At 65.1% G+C, this 16,050-nt stretch carries 16 protein-coding genes; 8 read left to right on the top strand and 8 right to left on the bottom strand.

What is annotated here, in order from left to right:
- The first annotated feature begins 45 nt into the window (after window positions 1–45).
- Together AO057_RS15430 and AO057_RS15435 are read left to right on the top strand one after the other, a co-directional pair.
- Window positions 46–1,035 carry a homoserine kinase gene (locus AO057_RS15430; protein WP_057676784.1) on the top strand — a complete coding sequence of 330 codons (990 nt, stop codon included), beginning with the start codon at window positions 46–48 and terminating at the stop codon, window positions 1,033–1,035.
- Window positions 1,032–1,820 carry a BPSS1780 family membrane protein gene (locus tag AO057_RS15435; protein ID WP_057676785.1) on the top strand — a complete coding sequence of 263 codons (789 nt, stop codon included), beginning with the start codon at window positions 1,032–1,034 and terminating at the stop codon, window positions 1,818–1,820. Before AO057_RS15430 ends, AO057_RS15435 begins: the two co-directional genes overlap by 4 nt.
- A 15-nt stretch (window positions 1,821–1,835) precedes the next feature.
- Here the strand turns inward: AO057_RS15435 and AO057_RS15440 are convergent, their stop codons facing one another.
- Window positions 1,836–2,663 carry an IclR family transcriptional regulator gene (locus AO057_RS15440; protein ID WP_057677329.1) on the bottom strand — a complete coding sequence of 276 codons (828 nt, stop codon included), beginning with the start codon at window positions 2,661–2,663 and terminating at the stop codon, window positions 1,836–1,838.
- A gap of 188 nt (window positions 2,664–2,851) precedes the next feature.
- Between AO057_RS15440 and AO057_RS15445 the strand changes: the two genes are divergently transcribed.
- Together AO057_RS15445 and AO057_RS15450 are read left to right on the top strand one after the other, a co-directional pair.
- Window positions 2,852–3,994 carry an ABC transporter substrate-binding protein gene (locus AO057_RS15445; RefSeq protein ID WP_057676786.1) on the top strand — a complete coding sequence of 381 codons (1,143 nt, stop codon included), beginning with the start codon at window positions 2,852–2,854 and terminating at the stop codon, window positions 3,992–3,994.
- Between the two features lie 157 nt (window positions 3,995–4,151).
- A complete protein-coding gene (locus AO057_RS15450) occupies window positions 4,152–4,865 on the top strand; it encodes a YebC/PmpR family DNA-binding transcriptional regulator (RefSeq protein WP_057676787.1) in 714 nt (237 codons plus the stop codon).
- A 145-nt stretch (window positions 4,866–5,010) separates the two neighbouring features.
- On the opposite strand, the gene AO057_RS17915 is transcribed toward AO057_RS15450, so the two are convergent.
- From AO057_RS17915 to AO057_RS15465, 4 genes are all read right to left on the bottom strand, one after another.
- Complete coding sequence (locus tag AO057_RS17915; protein ID WP_156404576.1) at window positions 5,011–5,331, bottom strand: hypothetical protein; 321 nt, start codon at window positions 5,329–5,331, stop codon at window positions 5,011–5,013.
- Between the two features lie 186 nt (window positions 5,332–5,517).
- Window positions 5,518–7,890: a UvrD-helicase domain-containing protein gene (locus AO057_RS15455; protein WP_057676788.1), complete on the bottom strand. Its 2,373-nt coding sequence runs from the start codon at window positions 7,888–7,890 to the stop codon at window positions 5,518–5,520.
- Between the two features lie 22 nt (window positions 7,891–7,912).
- Window positions 7,913–8,137, bottom strand: coding sequence for a hypothetical protein (locus tag AO057_RS15460; RefSeq protein ID WP_057676789.1), 225 nt, complete (start codon window positions 8,135–8,137; stop codon window positions 7,913–7,915).
- A 188-nt stretch (window positions 8,138–8,325) separates the two neighbouring features.
- Window positions 8,326–9,183 carry an alpha/beta hydrolase gene (locus AO057_RS15465; protein ID WP_057676790.1) on the bottom strand — a complete coding sequence of 286 codons (858 nt, stop codon included), beginning with the start codon at window positions 9,181–9,183 and terminating at the stop codon, window positions 8,326–8,328.
- Between the two features lie 76 nt (window positions 9,184–9,259).
- Between AO057_RS15465 and AO057_RS15470 the strand changes: the two genes are divergently transcribed.
- The 4 genes from AO057_RS15470 to AO057_RS15475 all read left to right on the top strand — a co-directional run bounded on the left by AO057_RS15470 (window position 9,260) and on the right by AO057_RS15475 (window position 11,318).
- Window positions 9,260–10,129 (top strand): NAD(P)-dependent oxidoreductase, encoded by an 870-nt coding sequence (locus AO057_RS15470; RefSeq protein ID WP_057676791.1) that lies wholly within the window; start codon window positions 9,260–9,262, stop codon window positions 10,127–10,129.
- A gap of 135 nt (window positions 10,130–10,264) precedes the next feature.
- The gene (locus tag AO057_RS17920; RefSeq protein WP_205630044.1) at window positions 10,265–10,537 is read left to right on the top strand and encodes a hypothetical protein; all 273 of its coding nucleotides are present in this window, start codon (window positions 10,265–10,267) and stop codon (window positions 10,535–10,537) included.
- A 156-nt stretch (window positions 10,538–10,693) separates the two neighbouring features.
- On the top strand, window positions 10,694–10,990 hold the full coding sequence (locus AO057_RS17605; RefSeq protein WP_082605663.1) for a toxin-antitoxin system TumE family protein: 297 nt from the start codon (window positions 10,694–10,696) through the stop codon (window positions 10,988–10,990).
- Window positions 10,971–11,318 (top strand): HVO_A0114 family putative DNA-binding protein, encoded by a 348-nt coding sequence (locus tag AO057_RS15475; protein WP_057676792.1) that lies wholly within the window; start codon window positions 10,971–10,973, stop codon window positions 11,316–11,318. The genes AO057_RS17605 and AO057_RS15475 overlap by 20 nt, the downstream gene beginning before the upstream one ends.
- Before the next feature lie 109 nt (window positions 11,319–11,427).
- On the opposite strand, the gene AO057_RS15480 is transcribed toward AO057_RS15475, so the two are convergent.
- Genes AO057_RS15480 through AO057_RS15490 form a run of 3 tightly spaced genes read right to left on the bottom strand, consistent with a single transcriptional unit; the run spans window position 11,428 to window position 16,034 of the window.
- Window positions 11,428–11,772, bottom strand: a complete 345-nt coding sequence (locus tag AO057_RS15480) for a P-II family nitrogen regulator (RefSeq protein WP_240480796.1) — start codon at window positions 11,770–11,772, stop codon at window positions 11,428–11,430.
- A gap of 11 nt (window positions 11,773–11,783) precedes the next feature.
- Window positions 11,784–14,870 (bottom strand): efflux RND transporter permease subunit, encoded by a 3,087-nt coding sequence (locus tag AO057_RS15485; RefSeq protein WP_057676793.1) that lies wholly within the window; start codon window positions 14,868–14,870, stop codon window positions 11,784–11,786.
- A gap of 3 nt (window positions 14,871–14,873) precedes the next feature.
- Window positions 14,874–16,034: an efflux RND transporter periplasmic adaptor subunit gene (locus AO057_RS15490; protein WP_057676794.1), complete on the bottom strand. Its 1,161-nt coding sequence runs from the start codon at window positions 16,032–16,034 to the stop codon at window positions 14,874–14,876.
- Between the last annotated feature and the right edge of the window lie 16 nt (window positions 16,035–16,050).

Genomic DNA, 16,050 nt, shown 5'->3' on the forward strand with positions numbered 1-16,050 from the left:
TTTTAACCACGTTCGCACTTGTAAAAACAGTGTGACCAGACCCTAATGGCTGTCTTTACCGAAGTCTCTTTCGACGAGGCCAGCGCCCTGCTGCAAGACCTCAAGCTCGGCCAGCTGCTGGAACTGCGGGGCATCCAGAGCGGCATCGAGAACACCAACTACTTCGCCACCACCGACCAGGGCGAGTACGTGCTGACCCTGTTCGAACGCCTGACCTTCGAACAGCTGCCCTTCTACCTGCACCTCATGAAGCACCTGGCGCTGCAGGGTATCCCGGTGCCGGACCCGGCCGCCAACGCCGACGGCGACATCCTGCTCAAGCTCCAGGGCAAACCGGCCGCCGTGGTGAACCGCCTGCGCGGCGGGCATGAGCTCCAGCCCACGGCCACCCATTGCGCCGCCGTGGGCGCCATGCTGGCCCGCATGCACTTGGCTGGCCGCGACTACGCACGCCGCCAGCCCAATCTGCGCGGCCTGCCCTGGTGGAACGAGACCGTGCCCCTGGTGCTGCCGCACATCGATGCCGAGCAGGCCGCCCTGCTGCGCGGCGAACTGGCCTACCAGAACCATGTGGCCGCATCGTCCGCCTACACCGCCCTGCCGCGCGGCCCCATCCACGCCGACCTGTTCCGTGACAACGTCATGTTCGACGGCCCGGCCGATGCGCCCGAGCTCAGCGGTTTCTTCGACTTCTATTTCGCCGGCATCGACACCTGGCTGTTCGACCTGGCCGTCTGCCTGAACGACTGGGCCATCGATCTGGCCACCGGCGAGACCGACCTGGAGCGCAGCGCCGCCTTCGTGCAGGCCTACGCCGCGGTGCGCCCGCTCACCGCCGCCGAGCGCCAGCTGCTGCCGGCCATGCTGCGTGCCGGCGCCCTGCGCTTCTGGATCTCGCGCCTGTGGGACTTCCACCTGCCGCGCGAAGCCAGCATGCTGCAGCCGCACGACCCGACCCACTTCGAACGCGTGCTCAGGCAGCGCGTGCTGCACCCGCTGCACGCCGCCGAGCTGCTGGAACAGACCCCCGCATGAAACTCAACATCGTCCCCGCCCGCACCGGCTTCACCTGGGTCCGCGCCGGCCTGCGCACCTTCTGGCGCCAGCCGCTGGCGCTGGCGGGGCTGTTCTTCATGTTCATCTCGCTGATCTCGGTCGCCAGCCTGATCCCCTATGTGGGCAGCGTTCTGGCCCTGGTGCTGCTGCCCGCCACCACCTTGGGCCTGATGGCCGCCACGCGCGAAGCGGCCCAGGGCAAGTTCCCCATGCCGTCCATCCTGATCAGCGCCTTTCGCGCCGGCCGCCAGCAGGCGCGCGCCATGACCGGGCTGGGCGTCGCCTATGCCCTGGGGTTCCTCGGGGTGCTGGGGGTCTCGGCCCTGGCCGACGGTGGCGCCTTTGCCCGCATGTACCTGGTGGGTGGCGAACTCACCCCCGAGTTGCTGCAGTCGGCCGCGTTCCAGAACGCCATGTGGATCGCCATGGGCCTGTACCTGCCCTTCTCCATGCTGTTCTGGCACGCCCCGGCCCTGGTGCACTGGCATGGCGTCTCGCCGGGCAAGAGCCTGTTCTTCAGCTTCGTGGCCTGCACGCGCAACTTCGGCGCGCTCTCGCTCTACGTGCTGGCCTGGATGGGCCTGTTCATGGGCGTGGGCATGGTCGTCGTGGTCCTCAGCATCATCCTGGGCCAGCCCGGCCTGGCCAACACGCTGATGCTCCCCACCGCCATGCTGCTGGCGGCCATGTTCTTCAGCTCGATCTGGTTCACCTTCAGCGACAGCTTTGTCGCCGAAGAACCGCCCGCCGCCCCGGCGGCCTGAACCTCGCCCGGCCGCTCAGCGGAGCGGGCCCCCATACACACCGCCTGTGGCCTGCAGCTTGCGCACCAGCGTCAGCAGCCTGGGCCGCGCCTTGTCCATCAGGAAGGCCGGCGAGAGATTGACACCGGGGCCGCCGCAGCTGACCACCATCAACGGGCCGCCCTCCAGCCGCAGCGGCACCGCGATCGCGTTGACTTCCTTCTGCCACTCACCGAACGAGGTACAGCAGCCGTGCTCCAGGTAGTCGGCCGCAGCCTGCTCGATGCCGCGGCGCAGCCGCGGCCAGGCCCGCTCGTCCTGCTGGCGCAGGCGCTCGAACAGGTCGTCGCGCTCCACCGGACTGCAGGCCGCCAGGTAAGCACGGCCCATGGCGCTGTTGCCCAGCGGCAGGCGCGAGCCGACATCCAGGCTCAGCGTCAGCGCAGATTCGCTGCGACAGTTCTCCACGTAGATCATGCTGAGCCGGTCGCGCACGCCCAGTGAGACCATGGCCTGCGTGCTGTCGGCCAGGTCCTGCATCAGGGGGCGTGCGATCGTGCGCACGTCCATGTGCGCCAGCATGGCCCCACCCAGCGCCAGCACCGCGCTGCCCAGGCGGTAGCCGTTGGCCCCCTGGCCGTCCGTCGCCGGTTCGAGGTAACCCTCGCGCGTGAGGGTGTAGGTCAGCCGCGAGATTGTGGACTTGGGCAGGCCGCAGCGGCGGGCCAGTTCCTGGTTGCCCAGCATGCGGTCACGAGAGCGGAAGGCGCTCAGCACCTGCAGGCCGCGCGCCAGCGCTGTGACGAAGTGACGGTCCTCCTTGGGGCCGGCGCCGCCCTTCGCAGGTTTCGATTTGGTCATCATGTTCTGCATAGCGGAATTATGAACAGGTCTGCATAGCTTGCCAAGCCTGTCGCCAGGGTGTCATTTCTCGGGTTATCCATGACCTGTCCACGATCAATCGCTTACAAAATTCCCGCCTCGGCTGGCCTATTTGTTCTGCTGTGCAGAAATAATGTCCGGCCAGACTAAAACAACTAGGAGACTCCGTCATGCTGAGCCTATGGAACCGGGTCCTGTCGTTGGGACTCATCGCCTGCCTCGCCAGCGCGCAGGCCGCCGTCACGCAGGATGAGATCGTGATCGGCCAGGTCGCGCCATTGACCGGCACCATCGCCGGCACGGGCACCGAGTACGTGGCCGGGGGCGCGGCCTACTTCGCCTACGTGAACGACAACGGCGGCGTCCACGGCCGCAAGATCCGCGTCGTCGTGAAAGACGATAGCTACAAGCCCGACCAGACCCTGGCCCTCACGCGCCAGTTGCTGGCCGAAGACAAGCCCCTGGCGCTGTTCGGTTTCATCGGCACTGCCAACGTGCTGGCGCTGAACAAGAACAAGGTGCTGGAGGAAGCCGGCATCGCGCTGCTGGCGCCCTACACCGGGGCGCAGGACCTGCGCAACCCCATGCACCCCAACCTCTTCCACATCCGGGCCAGCTACACCGACGAGACCGCGGGCATGGTGGAACACCTGCACACCATCGGCGTGCACCGCATCGCCGTGATGTACCAGGACGACGCCTTCGGCAAGAGCGGGCTGGCTGGCGCCGAAACCGCGCTGAAGAAGCTGGGCCTGGAGCTCGCCGCCAAGGGCGCGTACGACCGGACCAAGCCCGAGGAAGTCGATGCGGCCGTGGCCGCCATCGCGCCGGCCAACCCGGATGCCGTCATCATGGTCTCGGTGAACCGGGCCTCGGCGGCCTTCATCAAGAAGCTGCGGGCCCTGGGCAGCCAGGCCCAGCTGTTCAGCATCTCGGTGGTGAACTTCAAGGAACTGCTGGTCAACGCTGGCGCAGACCATGCCCGCGGCATCGGCATCTCGCAGGTCATGCCCTACCCCTACTCGGCCCGGGTGCCGGTGGTGCGCGAGTTCCAGAGCCTGATGGCCAAGTACCAGCCCGACAAGGTGATCTCCTACGCAAGCATGGAGTCTTTCATCGCCGCCAAGATCCTGGTCGAGGCCCTGCGCCGCAGCGGCCCCGACTTCACGCGCCAGAAGGTCATCACCCAGCTCGACAAGCTGAACAACTACGACGTGGGTGGCTTCCGGGTGACCTTCTCCCCGGAGAACCACACGGGTTCGAAGTTCATGGAGGTCACGGTGATCGGCCGTGACGGGCGGCTGCTGCGCTAGCCGGCACTCCCCCCGGCCCTGGCGGGCGCGTGAACGCATGGGTGTATAACTACGCCCTTTCGGGCATGCGTCACGACCCCACGGATTGCGCGCATGCTTTCATTCCCCGAAGCAGGGCCGGCGCACCGATGCGCCACAACATCAAGGAACAGCCAACATGGGCGCGCAGTGGAAAGCAAAAGGCAAGGCACAGGCCGCAGATGCCAGAGGCAAGCTGTTTGGCAAACTGGCCAAGGAAATCATGGTCGCAGCGCGCGGCGGGGCCGACCCGGCGCTGAACTCGCGCCTGCGCCTGGTCGTGGAACAGGCCCGCAAGGTCTCCATGCCCAAGGACACGCTGGAACGCGCCATCAAGAAAGGCACCGGCATCGGCGGTGATGCCGTGAATTTCGAGCACGTGATGTACGAAGGCTTTGCCCCGCACCGCGTGCCGGTGATGGTCGAATGCCTGACCGACAACGTGAACCGCACCGCCCCCGAGATGCGTGTGCTCTTCCGCAAGGGGCAGCTGGGCACCTCGGGCTCGGTGGCCTGGGACTTCGACCACGTGGGCTTGATCGAGGCCGAACCCGCCGCTACCGGTGCCGACCCGGAACTGGCCGCCATCGAAGCCGGTGCGCAGGACTTTGAGGCTGCAGGTGAAGACGGCGTGTCGCTCTTCATCACCGACCCAGCCGACCTGGACCTCGTGAGCCGCGCCCTGCCGGCCCACGGCTTCACCGTGCTGTCCGCCAAGCTGGGCTACAAGCCCAAGAACCCGGTGGACCCGACCAGCCTGAGCGCCGAACAGCTGGAAGAAGTGGAAGCCTTCCTGGCCGCCATCGACGCCAATGACGACGTGCAGAACATGTTTGTGGGGTTGGGCAGCTGAGTCTTGCGCTGATGGGAAGCGGCCACATTGCGACTGCTGCTCATAAGAGAACTCTCATCACTGTTCCTTAACCAGAAGCCGGCCGACGCTGAAGGCGGTCATTTCAAGCCTGGAGCTTTTACGTTGCTTGCATATTCGAACACTTTCAGCGTTCTTTCTTTCCAGCCATGAGTCGCGCAACAATTGCTACTCCCCAGAGCACCGGTGAGTAGACAACAGGCAGCGCATACATGAAACCAGTGGGATCCGGCGATTTGGTTACTGTGCAAATGCCTAAGCTCGAACACAAAACTACTATCGATACCGCAAAAAAAATGGCTACCGCCCCCAAGAAAATTGCGCAAGGAACAGCGAGAAGAAGTGCACCAATCGCTCCAATCCGTGTCATCCCTAAGCCGCAATAGACCGACAAGGCCATCGCGATAAAAAATCCCACCGCCAGAACCGTCATTTCAGAAAAAAACATGATGGGCCTCCCCCAGTTCCGCGGCAAATACACTGGAACAACTGCTCTCGTTACCGACGTAATATAAATCGATGGGTATGAATTTACAGATGTCCGCTTCCGTTGTGGTCCATCCGATCGACCGGTCTACGGTCGGCATCGAGTCGGAAGCACGCAGTAGGCAACTGCCACTCATCAGCGTAGTCTTCAAGTCACCGGCGTCAGCTTCGCCACTGACAACGCCAGCCACTTGGTGCCGTGGCGCGGGAAGTTGATCTGGGCGCGCGCATCGTCTCCGCTGCCTTCCAGCGTGAGCACCTTGCCTTCACCGAACTTGTTGTGGAAGACCTGCATGCCGATCTTCAGGCCCGTGGCCGCTTCCTGGGCCTTGGACACCACGGGCGCCGGGCTGCTGCTGCCCGTGTCGCGCGCATAACTGCCCTTCCAGCCCTCGCTCCAGCCTTCACGCTGGCGGTTGTAGCCTGAGGCCGGCGGCGCAAAGCCGCTGCCGAAACCCTGGTTCTTCGGGGTGATCCACTTGAGCGTTTCCTCGGGCAGTTCGTCGAAGAAACGGCTGCGGATGTGGTACCTCGTCTGGCCGTGCAGCATGCGCGTCTGCGAGTGGCTCAGGTAGAGACGATTGCGCGCCCGCGTGATGGCCACGTACATCAGGCGGCGCTCTTCCTCCAGACCGTCGAAGTCGCTCATGGAGTTTTCGTGCGGGAACAGGCCCTCTTCCAGGCCCGTGATGAAGACCACGTCGAACTCCAGGCCCTTGCTGGCGTGCACGGTCATCAGTTGCACGGCCTCCTGCCCCTCTTTGGCTTGATTGTCACCAGCCTCCAGTGCCGCAAGGGTCAGAAATGCAGAAAGCGGCGACATCACTTCGCCGCTCTCCGCGTCCGGCACAGCGCTGGCTGCGGCTTCGGTGGCCTCGGCATCGCGGCCGAAGCCTTCATTGCTGACGAAGCTCTCGGCCGCGGTGAGCAGTTCCTCCAGGTTCTCAATGCGGTCCGCGCCCTCGCGTTCGGTCTGGTAGTGCTCGATCAGGCCGCTGTGCTGCAACACCAGTTCGATGATCTCGCGCAGGGTCAGGCCTTGCGTCTGCTCGCGCAGCACATCGATCTTGGCGACAAAGGCGCCGAGGTTGGCGCCAGCCTTGCCGCTCAGGGACTTCACGGCGTCGTGCAGGGAGCTGTTGGCCACGCGCGCCGCATCCTGCAGCTGCTCGATGGAGCGCGCGCCGATGCCCCGCGGCGGGAAGTTCACCACCCGCATGAAGCTGGTGTCGTCGCTCGGGTTCTCCAGCAGGCGCAGGTAGGCCAGCGCGTGCTTGATTTCGGCGCGCTCGTAGAAGCGCTGGCCGCCATAGACGCGGTAAGGCAGGCCGGCATTGAACAGCGCCGTCTCGATCACCCGGCTCTGCGCATTGCTGCGATAAAGCACGGCAATCTCTTTCTGGCTCGTGCCCTCGCGCACGAGCTGTTTCATCTCGTCGACCATCCACTGCGCCTCGTCGAGGTCTCTTGCAGATTCGTAGACGCGCACCGGCTCACCCGCGCCCTGGTCGGTGCGCAGGTTCTTGCCCAGGCGGTGCTTGTTGTGGCTGATCAGCGCGTTGGCCGTGTCCAGGATGTTGCTGTGGCTGCGGTAGTTCTGCTCCAGCTTGATCTGGTGCTTGACGTTGAACTCGCGCACGAAGTCGGCCATATTGCCCACGCGCGCGCCGCGAAAGGCGTAGATGCTCTGGTCGTCGTCGCCCACGGCCAGCACGGCGCCGGCGCCGCCGTCGTCACGCAGCGTGCCGGCCGGGCTGAAGCCGGCCAGCAGCTTGATCCAGGCGTACTGCAGCTTGTTGGTGTCCTGGAACTCGTCGATCAGGATGTGGCGGAAACGCCGCTGGTAGTGCTCACGCACGGCATCGTGGTCGCGCAGCAGCTCGTAGCTGCGCAGCAGCAGTTCGCCGAAGTCCACCACGCCTTCGCGCTGGCACTGGTCTTCGTAGAGCTGGTAGATCTCGACCTTCTTGCGCGTGTCGGGGTCGCTGGCCTCCACCATGTTCGGGCGCAGGCCGTCTTCCTTGCAGCCGCCGATGAACCAGGCCAGCTGCTTCGGGGGGAAACGCTCCTCGTCCACCTGGAACTGCTTGCACAGGCGCTTGATGGCGGAGAGCTGGTCCTGCGTGTCCAGGATCTGGAAGGTGGCCGGCAGGCCCACCGTGCGGTAGTGCGCGCGCAGCAGGCGGTTGCACAGGCCGTGGAAGGTGCCGATCCACATGCCGCGCACATTGACCGGCAGCATGCTGGACAGGCGCGTCATCATCTCGCGCGCCGCTTTGTTAGTGAAGGTCACGGCCAGCAGGCCGCCGGGCGAGACCTGGCCGGTCTGCAGCAGCCAGGCGATGCGCGTGGTGAGCACCCGCGTCTTGCCGGAACCGGCCCCGGCCAGGATCAGCGCCGGCTCGGGCGGCAAGGCCACGGCGGCGCGCTGCTCGGGGTTCAGGCTGGCCAGCAGGGGCGATTCGGCGTGGGAGGGGAACAGGGAGGAAGGGGTGCCGGAAGGCGGCAGGACAGAGGACATGCCTCTATTGTAGGAAGCCCGCTCAAACCAAGGGCGCGCGCGAAGAACTCTTGAAATCCGCCGAGATCTTGTCGTGCAGGTCGCCCAGCGTCTGCAGCAACTCGGTCTGCCGCGCCATCAGGTTCAGGAAGGCCTGGTTCGATGGTTCGGCACAGCGAAAGCGCGCCAACTCCATGAGGCGCTCGGCAAGCCGCTCCAGCTCGATGTGTATGGCACGGCTGGCAATCAGGTGCTCGTCGGTTTTCATTATTGGACGTTGTCTCTTCTTTGTACCTACACAAGGCAAAGGGGCCTGAGCCCCTCGTCCTTTCCCGAATTGGAGTGTAGTGGCGCAAGCAGCGCTAGCCGCCTGCAAGAGACTCAGGGACTTCCCCTAGTGCTGAATGAAAACCGGCCTCAGCCTGACCGTCAGCTGACCGCCGGCTGACGGCGCCCTCAAACCTTGCCGAACACCAGCCGGATGGCCAGCTGGTGCAGGTGCTGCCAGGGCGCGGTCAGGTCTTCCAGCACGCTGAAGTGGTTGCGCTGGGGGATGGTCTCGCAGACCGGCACCACCTGCTTGCCCCAGGCCTGCTGGATCAGCTTGTTGTGGCGGATGAACTCGGCGCTCTCTTCGGCACCGGCCACGGTGTAGAGCACACCCTTCTTCGGCGCCGGCAGCAGCGCCGGGCTGGCCAGGCGCACCTGCTCGGGCGTGAGGCGCAGATCCCCCTTGAGGAAGGGCGTGTGCATGACGGGCTCCAGGTCGTACAGGCCGGAAATGGACATTGCGCCCTTGACCAGGTCGGCCGGCAGGTCCTTGGCATACGCCGGCCAGACGCAGTCCAGCAGCATGGTGGCCAGGTGGCCGCCGGCCGAGTGGCCCACCACATAGATGCGGCTGGGGTCGCCGCCGAACTTCTTCGCGTTGCGGTAGACCCAGGCCAGGGCCTTGACCATCTGCAGCGTGATCTGGGGGATGGTGACGGCCGGGCACAGCGCGTAGTTGGGAATGAAAACGCAGCCGCCCAGGTTCTTGAAGGCCGGGGCGATGAAGGAGTGCTGGGACTTGTCGAGCGAGCGCCACCAGCCCCCGTGGATGAAGACCACCACGGGTGCGCCCGGCTGGTTGCTGGGGAAGACATCCAGCTGTTCCATGGGGCCGTCGCCGTAGGCGATGTCGGTCTGGCAGGGATGGGCGGCACGCGCGTCATCCGAGGCCTCGGCCCAGCGGGCAAAGTGCATGGCGTGCTCCGGCACGAGGGCGCGGTTGTTGTACATGCGGTCCAGCCAGGCGGGATCGAACTTCTTCATGTCAGGGCTCCGGATGAAAGACAATGGGGCGGTTTTGCCGGGATACGATTATCTTGGCATATCTGGAGGTCACAAGATGAACATCACCGTGTTGGGAACCGGCAAGATGGGTTTTTCGATGGCGCGCCGCCTGTGTGAGGCCGGCCACACCGTCCATGTCTGGAACCGCAGCCGCGCCAAGGCCGAAGGCCTGGCCGCCTTTGGCGCCTCGGTGCACGACACCGCCACCGGCGCCGTGCAGGGCGCGGAATTCGTCATCACCATGCTGGAACATGGCCCCGTGGTCGAGCAGGTGCTGTTCGAGACCGGCGTGGCCGGCACCATGAAACCGGGCACCGTGCTGATCGACATGTCGTCCATCAAGCCGGCCGAGGCGCGCGCGCACGCCGAACGCCTGGGCGGCATGGGCATCACCCACCTGGACGCCCCCGTCTCCGGCGGCACCCTGGGCGCCGAGGCCGGCACCCTGGCCATCATGGCCGGCGGCAAGCTCAGCTCCTTCGAGCGGGCCAAGCCGGTCTTCGCACCCCTGGGCCGCGCCACCCTGGTCGGCCCCAGCGGCTCGGGCCAGCTGGCCAAGCTGGCCAACCAGATGATCGTGGGCATCACCATCGGCGCCGTGGCCGAAGCCCTGCTGCTGTGCCAGAAGGGCGGCGCCGACCCGGCCAAGGTGAAAGAAGCCATCAGCGGCGGTTTTGCCGACAGCCGCATCCTGCAGGTGCACGGCCAGCGCATGGTGGAACGCGACTTCGCCCCGCGCGCCCTCATGACCGTGCAGCTCAAGGACATGCGCAACGCCATGGAAACCGCCAGCAGCCTGGGTTTCACCGCCCCCATCACGGCGCTGCTGGAGCAGCTGTATGCCGAAGGTGTGGCCCACGGCCTGAACGAGCTGGACCAGTCCGGCCTGTTCGTGGAACTGGCGCAGCGTAACGGGATGAAGTGAGGCGGGTGTGGCGGGATGACCCTTTTGGGGGATAGGCGGGCACGGGCGGACCGGACAGAATCCTCGTCAAGATGAAGGGGCTAGCCATTGTTGAAGAAGATCTTTAAGTTCATCGCCATATTCGCTCTGCTGTTCATGGCCTACAAAGCTGCATGGTTCTACTCGATGTACAAGTGGAGTACCTATGTGGCGGAATGTGCGGAAACGGTGGAACTTTGTAGTTTGGGAAAGCAAAAGGCATCGAATCAAGTTGTTTCAGAAGCAGTAGATAAACTGTATTCTTGTGTGAATAGGCATCAGCCATTCCTTGAGTCACTTCTCGTTCCTTTACCTAAGAGCCACGCGGCCATTAGCTCAGACCCAATTGACTACAAGTATGCTGAAGACTTCTGTCGCATCAAAAAATGACGCATAACCAGTTGCTCGTCGCGGACACGCAGCAACAGATTGCCGCTTCGCGGGATATGCTGCCTGCCGGACAGCGCCAACGTTCGGCCTCGCCTGAATTGTGATATTTGTTGGACTCATTGACAACAGCGCCTTCGCGTTGTCATAATGTCCAACATGAAGGCTATCCCGCTCATTCGCCGTCGCGTGGTCCTTGCTGCCGACGCATTCGCAGAGGTGGCCGTATGGCGAGTCCCTGAACCTGTCCCGCCTTCTGAGCATCCGTTCAAATATCGTCTCGCTTATGTTGTTGATGGGGAGTGCGTGCTGAGATATGACAACGAACGAGGTAAGGGTGATCACCGGCACTTCGGCGGGCAGGAGCTTGACTATGCCTTCTCAACGCCGGAACAGTTGATGCTCGACTTCAATGCTGATATCAAGAGGTGGAATCATGAACACAGTCATTCTTGAGGTTCGCTCCCTGGCGGACACGCTTGCGGATGCAGCCCACGCCATGAAATCCGGCCGCGCTGAGCGTGAGGCTCGCATTGGCTTTGCCACGCCCGAGTTGCTATGGCAGGTGCTTACGGCCAAACGATGGGAGTTGCTCAAAGTAATGTGCGGGGCGGGTGCCATGTCGATCCGCGAAGCGGCCAGACGCGTCGGGCGTGACGTGAAGGCTGTGCACGGGGACGTAGTGGCCTTGTTGGATGCAGGCGTTCTCAGTCGTGCGGCAGAGGGGGGCGTTGTGTTCCCCTTTGAGGCCGTCAAGGTTGAGTTCATGCTTGAGGCAGCGTAGTCGTGCGCGCTGCAAGGTCGAACTGGTCGTTCGAGCTGACTGCCCTCGGCAGGATTCGATGAAAAAAGAGCCCGGCAAGCCGGGCTCTTTTACTTCCGATCAAACGCAATCACTCCGCCAACATATCCGACCCATTGCGGATGCGGTGCATGGTGGCAATCGGCACAGTCCAGACGATGCCGTCGCCAATCTGGCCGGTGCTGCAGATCTCGATGATGATGTTGCGGATCTCCTCCACCATGCCGTCGTCGGCCAGCACGGTCACCATGACCTTGGGGGTGTAGTCGGTCAGCTCTTCCTTCACGGTGCGCTTGCCCACGGCGGCCGGGGCGGTGAAGCCCTCGGCCTTGGTGAGCGTGAGGCCCGGGAAGTTGGGAATGCCACGCAGCGCCTCGCGCAGCAGGGGCAGGCGGTTGGGGCGCACGATGGCGCGAATTTCCATCATCTGTTTCATGTCGTTTCTCCTCAGGCTTCCAACGAAGGCTCATCGAACCAGCGGTACAGGGCGGGCAGCACCACCAGCGTGAGCAATGTAGACGAGATCAGGCCGCCGATGACCACGATGGCCAGGGGCTTCTGCACTTCGGAACCCGGCCCGCTGGCGAACAGGAAGGGCACCAGGCCCAGCAGGGCCACGGTGGCCGTCATCATGACCGGGCGGAACCGCGCCACGCAGCCTTCGCGCACGGCCTGCACCACGGCCATGCCGTCATCGCGCAGACGCCGGATGTAGCTCACCAGCACCACGCCGTTGAGCACGGCGATGCCCCACAGCGCGATGAAACCCACCGAGGCCGGCACGCTGAGGTATTCGCGTGTGACGGCCAGGCCGATCAGGCCGCCGATGGAGGCGAAGGGCAGCACCAGGATGATGAGCGAGGCCAGCTTGAGCGACTTGAACAGCATGAAGAGCAGGAAGAAGATGGCCGCGATCGTGATGGGCACGATGATGGTCAGCGTGGCCATGGCGCGTTCCATGTTCTCGAACTGGCCGCCGAAGACGAAATAGAAACCCTCGGGCAGCTTGATGTCGCTGGCGATGCGCTGCTCCACCTCCTGCACGAAACCACCCAGGTCGCGGCCTTCGACGTTGGCACCCACCACCACGCGGCGCTTGGCGCTTTCGCGGCTGATCTGGGCCGGGCCGTCGCGCAGCTCGATCTTCGCCACCGCATCCAGCGGCACCAGGGCGCCGTCGGGCGCGCGCAGCAGCAACTTGCGGATGGTCTCGACGGAGTTGCGCGCCTCCTCGGGAAAACGCACGGCGATGCCGAAACGGCGCTCACCCTCGTAGAGCTGGCTCACCTCCTTGCCGCCGATGGCGGTTTCGATCAGGTTGTGCACCTCGGCCACGTTGATGCCGTGGCGCGCGATGGCCTTGCGGTCGATGTCGATGGTCAGGGCCTGCTGGCCCGAGAGCCGTTCGATGCGGATGTCGCGCGCGCCGGGCACGCTGCGCAACAGGCGCGCGACCTGCTCCGACACCGTGCGCAGCTCACCCAGGTCGTCACCGAAGATCTTGATGGCCAGCTGCGAACGTACGCCCGTGACCATCTCGTCCACCCGCTCGGAGATGGGCTGCGAGAGCACGATCTGCACGCCGGGGATGGTGGACAGGCGCTTGCGGATGTCTTCGTCGATCTCGTCCTGGGTGCGTTCGGACTTGGGGTCGAGCAGCACGATGGGGTCGGACTCGTTGGGGCCGGCCGGATCGGCCGGCGATTCGCCGCGGCCCAGCTTGGAGACCACCATACGCACGCCCGGCACCTCGGCAATGGTTTTCATGGCGGCCATCTCCAGGCGGATGGATTCGTCCAGCGAGATGCTGGGCACGCGGTTGATCTGCGGTGTCAGCGCGCCCTCCTTCATGGTCGGCATGAAGGACTTGCCCAGGAAGGGGAAGAGCGCCAGCGAGGCCAGCAGCAGGCCCACGGCGGCAGCCAGCGTGGCCTTCTGGTTGACCAGGGCGCGGTCCAGCAGCTTGAGGTAGGCGCCCTTGAGTACGGCGATGACCCTGGTGTCGTGGTCGGCACCGCCCTTGAGGATGTAGGAGCACAGCACGGGCGACAGGATCAGCGAGACCAGCAGGGACACGCCCAGCGCGATCACGATGGTCAGGGCCAGCGGCGCGAACATCTTGCCTTCGATGCCCTGCAGCGTCATCAGCGGCAGGAACACCAGCATGATGATGACGATGCCGAACACCGTGGGGGTGGCCACCTCCTGCGTGGCGTCCAGGATCAGGCGGATGCGGGGCGTCTCGGGCCGGGCCTGGCCCAGGCGGTGGAAGACGTTTTCCACCACCACCACGGTGGCGTCCACCATGAGGCCGATGGCAATGGCCAGGCCGCCCAGCGACATCAGGTTGGCCGAGATGCCGTAGCGGTTCATCATGATGAAGGTGGTCAGCGGCGCGATGATGAGCGTGGCCACCACGATCAGGCTGGAGCGCACGTCGCCCAGGAAGATGAAGAGGATGACCACCACCAGGAAGATGCCCTCGATCAGCACCTTGCCCACCGTCCACAGGGCGGAGTCGACCAGTTCGGTGCGGTCGTAATAGGGCACGATCTGCAGGCCGCCGGGCAGCATGCCCTTGCGGTTGATCTCGGCCACGCGTTCCTTCACACGGGTCACGATCTCCTTGGCATTGCCCGCGCGCATCATGAGCACGATGCCCGAGACCGATTCGGTGTAGCCGCCCTTGATGATGGCGCCCTGGCGCACCTCGTGGCCGATGGTCACCTCGGCCAGGTCGCGCACGTACAGCGGGACGCCGTTTTTCTCGCGCACCACGATGTTGCCGATGTCCTCCAGCGTGCGGATCAGGCCCACGCCGCGGATCAGGTACTGCTCGGAGCGCTGCGGCAGGATGCCGCCGCTGGCGTTGGCGTTGTTCTTGGCCACCGCCTCGTAGACCTGCTCGATGCTGATGTTGTGGTGCAGCAGGCGCTCGGGTTTGGCCAGCACCTGGTACTGGCGCACGTAACCGCCCTGCGAGTTGATCTCGGCCACGCCGGGAATGGAACGCAGCATGGGGCGCACCACCCAGTCCTGCACGATGCGGCGTTCGGCCAGCTCGGTCGGGGTGAGCGCGCGCTGCCCGTCATCGGGGTGGTCCAGCGTGTACTGGTAGACCTCGCCCAGGCCGGTGGACACCGGCCCCAGCACGGGGGTGATGCCCGTGGGCATGCGCGGCGTGACCTCAATCAGGCGTTCAAGCACGAGCTGGCGCGCGAAATAGACATCGGTGGCGTCGGTGAACACCAGGGTGATGATGGACAGGCCGCTCTTGTTGAGCGAGCGCATTTCCACCAGGCCCGGCAGGCCGGTCATGGCGATCTCCAGCGGCACGGTGACGAAGCGCTCGATCTCCTCGGGCGAGCGGCCGGTGGCCTCGGTGGCAATCTGCACCTGGACGTTGGTCACGTCGGGGAAGGCGTCGACCGACAGGCGCGTGGCTTCGCGCACGCCGAAGGCGCACAGCACCAGGGCGAGCACGACCACCAGCAGCCGCTGGCTGAGCGCGGCGCGGATCAGGGAAGTCAACATGGCTTATTCCAGTTCCGCGCGCTTGCGCTCGTTGTTCAGGTGAAAGGCACCGTCCACCACCACGGGCGTGCCCTCGGCCGGGCCCTTGAGCAGCGGGCGCAGGCCGTTCGACGCCGGCCCCAGGTCCACCGGCGTGAGGCGGTACTGGCCGGCCGCCAGCTGCACGAAGACGTGGTCGCGGTCGTTGTCGCGCACCACGGCGGCCTCAGGCACGGCCAGTTGCTGGCGTGCCTGGCCGATGATGCGCAGCGTGGCCAGCATCTGGGGTTTCAGCGCGCGGTCGGTGTTGTCGACCTGGGTGCGCACGACCAGGGTGCGCGTGTCGGGCGAGATGGTGTCGCTCACGAACACGACCTTGCCGTTGAAACGGCGCTGGCCCAGGGCGGGCACCGAGATCTCGACCTTCTGCCCCATGACGACCGAGGCGGCATCCTGCTCGGGCATGGCCCCCACGACCCAGACATTGGAGAGATCGGCCAGGGTGAAGAGCGGATCGCCCGGCTGGGCCACCTGGCCCTGGCTGACCTTGCGTTCGATCACCACGCCCGAACGCGTGGCGATGATGCCCGCGTAGGAGTTGAGCTGGCCTTTTTCGCGCAGGCGCTCGATGTAGCCCTCCGGCATGCCCAGCAGCATGAGCTGGTCGGCGGAGGCGCGCAGTTCGGCGCGAGCGATGGAGAGTTCGGCCTCGCGGCGCTGCAACTCGGCCGAGCCGATCACGTCGGCCTGGATCAGTTGCCGGGCACGCTCGACCGCACGCTCGGCCTGGGTGCTGGCCGAGCTGGCGCGCAGGTAGGCCAGCTGGGCATTGGTCAGCTCGGGGCTGGTCACGCGCGCCAGCACCTGGCCGGCCTTGACGCGGGCGCCGACCTCGGCAAAGACCTCGGTGACCCGGCCCGTGACCGAGGCGCCGATGCGGGTGACCAGCTGTTCATTGGCCTCGATGCGGCCCGGCACATCGCGCTCGATGCTGACGGCTTGCAGGGCCAGCGGCGCCGCCCTGAAGTTGCGTGCCATCTCGGCGCTGACCACGACCAGGTTGGGATCGGTGGCCGGTGCGGCCGCAGCCTTCGTGTCCTGGCCCTTGCCGCAGCCGGCCAGCACGGACGCCGCCAGCAGGGCGGCCAGCAGGGCCGGGCGGAAGTTCATGTGTTTGTCGTTCATGGTGTGGAGTCCGATG

It is taken from the genome of Curvibacter sp. PAE-UM (genome assembly GCF_001432305.1).
Taxonomy (GTDB): Bacteria; Pseudomonadota; Gammaproteobacteria; order Burkholderiales; family Burkholderiaceae_C; genus Hylemonella.